Source organism: Tsukamurella conjunctivitidis, from assembly GCF_007858475.1.
Taxonomy (GTDB): Bacteria; Actinomycetota; Actinomycetes; order Mycobacteriales; family Mycobacteriaceae; genus Tsukamurella; species Tsukamurella conjunctivitidis.
This window is the reverse complement of record NZ_VIGX01000007.1, coordinates 252,306-259,283: the sequence shown is the minus strand read 5'-3', so window position 1 is coordinate 259,283 and position 6,978 is coordinate 252,306. Positions and strand designations below refer to the sequence as shown.

Below are 6,978 nucleotides of genomic sequence, written 5' to 3'. Positions count from 1 at the left end.
CGTCGGTCAGGGGACCGGGCGCGAGCAGCACGACCGAGGCGGCCACGCCGCGGTGGCGCAGTTCGCCGGCGAGCCGGGCGAAGGCGGGTTCGGCGCCCGACGGCGCGGCGGTGTGCCCGAGGAAGACGGGGCGGCGGGCGCTCACGCGGCGACCGCCCGGTAGAGGGCCGCGTGCCGCTCGGCGGCGGTGTCCCAGCCGAAGTGCTCCGCATGGGCGCGGCAGGCCCGGGCGGAGGGGTGCGCGCCCTCCAGCCCGGTGACGATCCGGTGCGCGAGGGCGTCGGCGTCGCCGGCGGGGACGACGAGATCGGGGGCGAGATCGCGAACGGCGTCGGGGAGGCCGCCGACGTCGGTGACGACCGGGGCGCGGCCGGAGGCGAGGGACTCGAGGGCGACGAGGCCGAAGCCCTCCCAGGCCACGGACGGGACCGTCGTCAGGGTCGCGGCGGCGTACCGGCGCGCGAGGTCGGCGTCGTCGATCGTTCCCACGAAGGTCACAGTATCGGTGATCCCCAGTTCCGCTGCGCGTTGCCGTAGATGGTCGCGCTGCGGGCCGTCGCCCACCACGTCGAGCCGGGCGTCCGGGTGCCGCGCGAGGACGGCGGGCCACGCCCGCAGCAGTACGTCGATCCCCATCCTGCGCTCCAGCCGCCGCACGCACAGCACGCGCGGCGGGCCGTCCGGGACGGGTGCGGGGGTGAAGCGGTCGAGGTCGACGCCCGGCGGGATCACGGCGATCGCGGCGCGGTCGGCGCCGTACCGTGCGACGAGGACGTCGGCGAAGGCTCGGGAGAGCACCACGAAACGGTCGCTGCCGCGATATCGCGCGCGTTCGACGAGGCCCTTGACCGCGACCGCGGCCCGCCCCTCCCCGGCGGTGGCGCTCTCCTGCGCCCACGGGCCGTGGAAGTGGGTGACCAGCGCGGCACCGTGCGGCGCGGGGCCGAAGAGGGCGAAGTGCCGATCGAGGACCGTCGTGCCGGCCGGCGGCCGGCCGCGGGAGGCGCGGACCCGGGCCGCCGTCGAACCCGCGTCGGGTCCCCAGGTTCCGCCGCCCCGTTCCGGGGGGCCGAACGCCGCGGCGGTGACGTCGAGGTCGGTGCGGCCGCGCAGCGCCGCGAACAGGTCGGCGAAGTACCGCGGGAGTCCACCGGGCGCCGCACCCGGCCAGGTGGTCCCGGTCAGGTGGACGCGGACCGGCGTCACAGTTGCGCGGTGACGGCCGCGGGCCACGCCGCGTGGTCGAGGCCGTGCGTGGCGAGCAGCGCCAGGGCGATCCGCTCGATGCCGAAGCCGAGGCACGCGCTGTGCGCCGGCGCGCCGTCCACGGTGGTGATGTCGAAGTGCACCCCGAAATGATCGCGGTGGTAGTTGCTCGACGCAACGGCGACCCCGGGCGCGTCCTCGCCGTACATCGGCACGAGGATCTCGGTCTTGAGGTTCTCCGCGGTCTGGTTGGCGGCGAGCATGCGCCCGGCGCGGCCGAAGAAGGGGTCCGTCGCGGGCGTGCGGCGCACCGGGAGGCCCAGGTCGGAGAGCATGTCGGCGGCGCGGGCGACCCAGGAGTCGCGGTGCGCGACGGCCGCACGGTCGGTGCCGACGCGGACGATCTCGCGCATGCGGAAGGACTGCATCCGGGCCGGGTCCGGGGAGGGCTCGCGCCGGAAGCAGTGGCCCGAGACGTCGATCCACGCGCCGTCGCGGGGCAACTGTCCACTCAGGACCGGATACACCGAGTGGCAGGCCGAGGGGACGAGCGCGACGTCGCTCGCGTGGAAGTGGCCACCCCAATCGTGGCCGGCATTGCGGCCCGCGAGCAGCAGGCGATGCTCGGCGTCCCCGCCCGTGTAGGTGGAGACCGCGGCGGCGAGCTGGGGGAACGAGACGATGTAGTCGGTCCGGTCGAGGTACTCGCGCGGCATCACGGGCGGGAAGGACAGCACAGTGGCGGCGCCGCCGTGCACGTCGCGGACCGTGGCGCCCACGAGTGCGTCGACCGCGGCGGTCAACTCCGCGAACGCGGCACCGTGGCCGTACACCCCGTCGACGCCTGACGGGATGAGGAGCCCGGCGTCGAAGAGGGAGCTGCGGAACTCCTGCTGGCGCGCGTGCAGGTCAGTAAAGTCGATCGCACGTGCTGCTGCGGCCTGCGTCATCGGTCTCTTCTCCGTGGCTGGAACCGTTGTCACTGCAACACGTTACCAGGCTAGGGTGTACGACGGCGGCGCGGGAATCGTCATTGCAAAACACGTCGTGAGCGGTCCGGCGTCGGGGAGTGGTGCAGGTGGGAGGTGCGATGGAGGACGCGATTCGCTCGATCGTGGCGGCGCACGGTCGGTTGACCAGGCCGATCGCGGAAATTGCGGGTGGTGATGATCTGTTTGCACTGGGGCTGACGTCGCACGCGGCGGTGAATGTCATGCTCGCTATCGAAGATAGATTCACTATCGAGTTCCCAGACGCATCTATGAGCAAGAACACATTTAGCACGTTGGATTCCATCGGCGCGGCGGTGCGCGCGCTCACCGGCTGAGCCGCGATGACCCGCATCACCGTCGTCCACGAGCGGTGGACCGAACAGGGCGGCTCGGAGAACGTCGCGCGGGCTCTGGTCGGCGCCTGGCCCGACGCCCGGCTGCACGTCGCCTTCGCCGACCCCCGTGCCGTCCCCGCGGACCTCCGCGGGCGGATCGCGGTCACCGGCCTCGACCGCGTCCATCGCGCACTCGGCCGGCGCTCCCACGCCCCGCTGATCCCTCTCGCGCCGGCCGCGTGGCGCCTGCACCGCGCGGACCCCGGCGCGGACGCCGTCGTCATCAGCCACCACGCCATGGCCGTCTCCGCCGCCCGGACCTGGCCCGACGCACGGGTCGTGGCCTACGTCCACTCGCCCGCGCGCTGGGCCTGGATGCCGGAGCTGCGCGCCGGTGAGGGCTTCGGCGCTCCCGGCCGGCTCGCGCTCGCGGCCCTCGCCGCGCAGACCCGTGCCGTCGAGACCGCGGCCGTGCCCCACCTCGACGTCGTGATCGCGAACTCCACCGCGGTCGCGCGCCGCATCGAGCGCTGGTGGCACGTCCCGGCGCAGGTGGTGGCCCCGCCCGTCGATGTCGCCCGGTTCACGCCCGACGGTGCGGTCCCCGGCGACTACTTCCTCGTCGCCGGGCGCCTCGTTCCCTACCGCCGCGTCGATCTCGCCATCCGCGCGGCCCGGCGCGCGGGCGTGCGGCTCGTCGTGGCCGGCGACGGACGGCACGAGGCCGCGCTGCGCCGGATCGCCGGTGAGGAGACCGTCTTCCTCGGCCGGGTCACGGACGCCGAGATGGTGCGACTCCAGCGCGAGGCGATCGCGACGATCATGCCCGGTGAGGAGGACTTCGGCATCGTGCCGGTGGAGGCCATGGCCACGGGCACTCCCGTGGTGGCCCGCGCCGCGGGCGGAGCCCTCGACACCGTGGTGCCAGGGGTCTCGGGAGTGCTCGTGCCGGACGGCGCCGACGAGGCGTTCACGGACGCACTCGCCGCGGCGATGCGGGACCTGCGCCCCGCGGACTTCGATCCGGCGGTGCTGCGGGCGCACGCCGAGGGCTTCTCGGTTCCGGCCTTCCAGGCGCGGATGCGCGCGATCGTCGAGGCACGGCGATGAACCGGGTGGGGATCGACATCGCCGAGGTCGCGCGGATCGAGGAGTCGCTCGCGCTCTTCGGTGCGCGGTTCGCGACGCGGGTCTTCACTCCGCGTGAGCTCGGCGACTGCGCCGGGGACCCCCGGCGGCTGGCCGCGCGGTGGGCCGCGAAGGAGGCCGCAGTGAAGGCTCTGCGGCTCGGTCCCGACGTGGCGACGCCGCCCCGCGAGGCCGAGGTGCTCACCACGCCGCACGGGCCGGAGCTGCGGCTGCACGGCGGTCTCGCCGCGCACGCCCGTGCCCAGGGCTGGGTCCGCGCCGAGCTCTCCCTCACCCACACCGACGCGTCGGCCGCCGCGGTCGTGCTCGCCGAACTCGCCGCGCCCGCCCGCGGCGCCGGGGCCTAGCGGCCGCCGCGACCGAAGATCACCGTGCCGACGGAGATCAGGAGGATCTTCACGTCGAGCCACAGGCTCCAGTTCTCGATGTAGTAGTTGTCGTAGGACGCGCGGTCCCGGATGTCGGTGTCCCCGCGCAGGCCGTGGATCGCGGCCCACCCGGTGAGGCCGACCATGACCCGGTGCCGGGACTGGTAGGCGGGGATCTCCGCGCCGAAGCGGTTCGCGAAGTGCGGGCGCTCCGGCCGCGGGCCCACCACCGACATGTCGCCGCGCACGACGTTCCACAGCTGCGGCAGTTCGTCGATCGAGTGGCGCCGCAGGAACCGGCCGAGCCGCGTGATCCGGAGCCGCTCGCCGGCCCAGTCGCGGTCCGATTCCTCGTCGGGTACCGGACGCATCGTCCGGAACTTGTACAGCGAGAACAGGCGCCCGTCCTGGCCCACGCGGGTCTGCCGGAAGACGATCGGCGCGCGCGGCTCCTGGAGCTTGATCGCCACGGCCACGACGAGCAGGAGCGGCGACAGCAGGATCAGGCCCAGCAGCGAGGTCACGAACGAGGTCACCCGCTTGACCCGCCAGTGGCTCGAGCGCAGCGCGAGCCGGCGCACCAGCACGAGCGGCGTGGATGCGGTCCATGTCCCGGTCCTGGTGCACGAACTCGTACAGGCGCGGCACCACGTAGATCTCGCAGTCGAGGGTGTCGCAGTCGCGCAGCGGCTCGACCAGGGTCGAGTCGCGGTCGCGGGAGAAGGCGACGATCACGGTGTCGATGGCGCGCTCGCGGATCAGGCTGGCGAGGTCGTTGCGCCGGGGGATCACCTCGACCGGGAAGAGGGTGGCATCGAGCGGGTCGTCGTCCATCACCAGGACGGGCCGCAGTCCGTACTCCGGGAAGACGAACATGGAGTGGACCAGTTCGCCCGCGACCTTACCGCCGCCGATCACCAGGGTCCTGCCGCCGCGCTCGGGGTGTCGGGCACGGTGCCGCCGCACCGCACCGTAATACGCCACGCGCAGAACGAAGAGCAGGACCCAGCACAGCGCGGCCCCGATCAGTTGGGAGTGATCGTCGGCCCAGACCGTGATGACGCCGAGCGGGGCGAGCATCCACCCCGCGATCGCGAGCTGCGGTGCCGAATCGAGCGCGCTGAGGGTGATGCGCGTGCGGTACAGCCCGAACAGGTAGAAGACGCTCACGGTGAACGCGGCCCCGATGAAGCCCTCGATCGCGTGCGCCGCGTGCGAGGTCGTCGACGTGTTCGTCGCCGCCAGGAAGAAGTACACGACGAGGAAGTCGAGGAACGCCAGCGCCCACGAGTGGCGGCGCATGCGGCGGCCGCTGCCGGCCGGGGCACCGTTCGTACTCATGCGCTCCTCGGGACTTTCCGATGTTGCTCCGTCGCTCGAATATAGGACACCGTCGGGTCGGAGTGACAACCAGCGCAGTCCGCGCCGCGCCCGCGCGTAGGGTGAGCGGCGTGCAGCCCCTCCCGTCCCAGGTCGCGATGCTGCAGCTCGCGGCCCAGCACCCGGGCTCGCGGGCGCTGGTCATCGACGCGGCGTGGGGCACCGTCGCCGCGGTCGACACGGCTGCGCTGGTGCGGTCGGCCGCGGACGCGCTCGCCGAGACCGAGGCGGCGGGCATCGGCGTTCGCGCCGACCACGGGATGCGGCTGGTCGCGGCCGACCCGGCCCCCGTCGTCGTGGCGGACTTCGCGACGCGGGCCGAGTACGAGGCGTGGCGCGCGGGCGGCACGCTCCCGCTCGACGGCGGACCGCTGGTGCGCGCCACGATCGTCCGCGTCGACGGTGCCCACGTCGTGCGGCTGCTCGCCCATCACGCCGTCCTCGACGGCTACGGCGTCACCCGCGTCTTCCGCCGGATCCTCGCGCGCCTGCGGGCCGGGGCCGGCGGTGCGCCGCTCCCGCACGAGCGCCTGGGGGACCTCGTCGCGCTCGGAGCGACCGCCGCGCCCTTGCGCCCGCCCGACGACGCCTTCTGGTCCGCCGCGACCGCCGGGGTCGGCGAGCCCGGCCGCGAGATCGCCTTCGCCGACCGCACGGCGCCACCGACGGACCGTCCGCTGCAGCACCGGGTGCGGTTCGCGGCGCCCGGGGTCGCGGACCGTCGCACGTGGCCGGGCGAGGCCGTCGCGACCGTGGCGGCCTACACCGCCCGCCACCTCGGCACGGACGAGGCCCGGGTCGGCGTGACCGCGGCGCTGCGCCGCACCGCACTCGAACGGGCCACGCCCATTCACTGGATGGCCGTCGTGCCCACCCGGTTCGCGGTGCCGGAGGACGCGACCCCCTCGGCGCTCGCCGCGGAGCTCCGCCGGTGGCTGGCCGCCGCGTCCGACCGGATCGCGGGGGGAGAGCGCCCGGAGCAGTTGCTCACCGCAGTCCCGGCCGCGTGGCGCACCGGGCGCCTCTACGGGCCCATCGTCAACGTGCTGCCCGACGTGCGGACCGACGACTGGTCGCTCGACGTCGCCGCGTGGGGACCGGTCGCGGACTGCCTGATCTCGGTGCATCCCGACCCGGGCGACGTCTTCGTCGTCGACGGGGTCTTCCACCCGGCGCTGTACGACGCCGACGGGGCCCGCGCCCACGTGGACGCGATCGCCGCGCTGCTCGCCACGGCGCTCGTCGCGCCCGACGCGCCGCTGCCGGCCATCGCCGCTCGGCCGGTCGATCCCGGCCGGGTCGCAGTACCCGGCGGCTGGGCGGTGCCCGCGCGGATCCGCAGCGCGCTGGCCGCCGCCGGGTTCGCCCCGGACGAGGTCGAAGTGCGGCCCGGGCCGCCGCTCACCGTCGTCCTGCGCGGCGTGGACGCAGCGCGCCTGCCGGACGCACGGGCGGTGATCCCACCGGGCGTGCGCGTCCGGCTCGGCTGACGTTTTGCCGGAACAGCACGAGAACTTGCCGCTCGAGTGCGGTGCGGGGCACGGTGGA

General features: G+C 74.4%; 7 protein-coding genes and 1 pseudogene. 4 read left to right on the top strand and 4 right to left on the bottom strand.

Annotated features, from left to right (window positions below; translation table 11 throughout):
- Positions 1-141: 141 nt before the first annotated feature.
- Positions 142-1,185 carry a glycosyltransferase family 4 protein gene (locus tag FK530_RS14935; protein ID WP_146487839.1) on the bottom strand — a complete coding sequence of 348 codons (1,044 nt, stop codon included), beginning with the start codon at positions 1,183-1,185 and terminating at the stop codon, positions 142-144.
- A 17-nt stretch (positions 1,186-1,202) separates the two neighbouring features.
- A complete protein-coding gene (locus FK530_RS14930; RefSeq protein ID WP_146487819.1) occupies positions 1,203-2,156 on the bottom strand; it encodes an amino acid--[acyl-carrier-protein] ligase in 954 nt (317 codons plus the stop codon).
- A 140-nt stretch (positions 2,157-2,296) separates the two neighbouring features.
- On the opposite strand from FK530_RS14930, the gene FK530_RS14925 reads away from it, so the two are divergent.
- The 3 genes from FK530_RS14925 to FK530_RS14915 are packed head-to-tail and all read left to right on the top strand — an operon-like array spanning position 2,297 to position 4,029.
- Complete coding sequence (locus FK530_RS14925; RefSeq protein WP_146487818.1) at positions 2,297-2,533, top strand: acyl carrier protein; 237 nt, start codon at positions 2,297-2,299, stop codon at positions 2,531-2,533.
- 6 nt (positions 2,534-2,539) lie between these two features.
- Entirely contained in the window at positions 2,540-3,643 is a 1,104-nt protein-coding gene (locus FK530_RS14920) for a glycosyltransferase (RefSeq protein WP_146487817.1), read from the top strand.
- Positions 3,640-4,029 carry a holo-ACP synthase gene (locus FK530_RS14915; protein WP_146487816.1) on the top strand — a complete coding sequence of 130 codons (390 nt, stop codon included), beginning with the start codon at positions 3,640-3,642 and terminating at the stop codon, positions 4,027-4,029. Before FK530_RS14920 ends, FK530_RS14915 begins: the two co-directional genes overlap by 4 nt.
- Here the strand turns inward: FK530_RS14915 and FK530_RS14910 are convergent.
- Both FK530_RS14910 and FK530_RS27015 read right to left on the bottom strand, forming a co-directional pair.
- Positions 4,026-4,586 carry a sugar transferase gene (locus FK530_RS14910; RefSeq protein WP_146487815.1) on the bottom strand — a complete coding sequence of 187 codons (561 nt, stop codon included), beginning with the start codon at positions 4,584-4,586 and terminating at the stop codon, positions 4,026-4,028. The two genes, FK530_RS14915 and FK530_RS14910, sit on opposite strands and share 4 nt — an antisense overlap.
- A gap of 166 nt (positions 4,587-4,752) precedes the next feature.
- Positions 4,753-5,352 (bottom strand): annotated as a pseudogene (locus FK530_RS27015) (nucleoside-diphosphate sugar epimerase/dehydratase); the annotation flags it as partial.
- Positions 5,353-5,501: 149 nt separating this feature from the next.
- Between FK530_RS27015 and FK530_RS14900 the strand changes: the two are divergent.
- Positions 5,502-6,920, top strand: a complete 1,419-nt coding sequence (locus FK530_RS14900) for a non-ribosomal peptide synthetase domain-containing protein (RefSeq protein WP_146487814.1) — start codon at positions 5,502-5,504, stop codon at positions 6,918-6,920.
- The last annotated feature ends 58 nt before the right edge of the window (positions 6,921-6,978 follow it).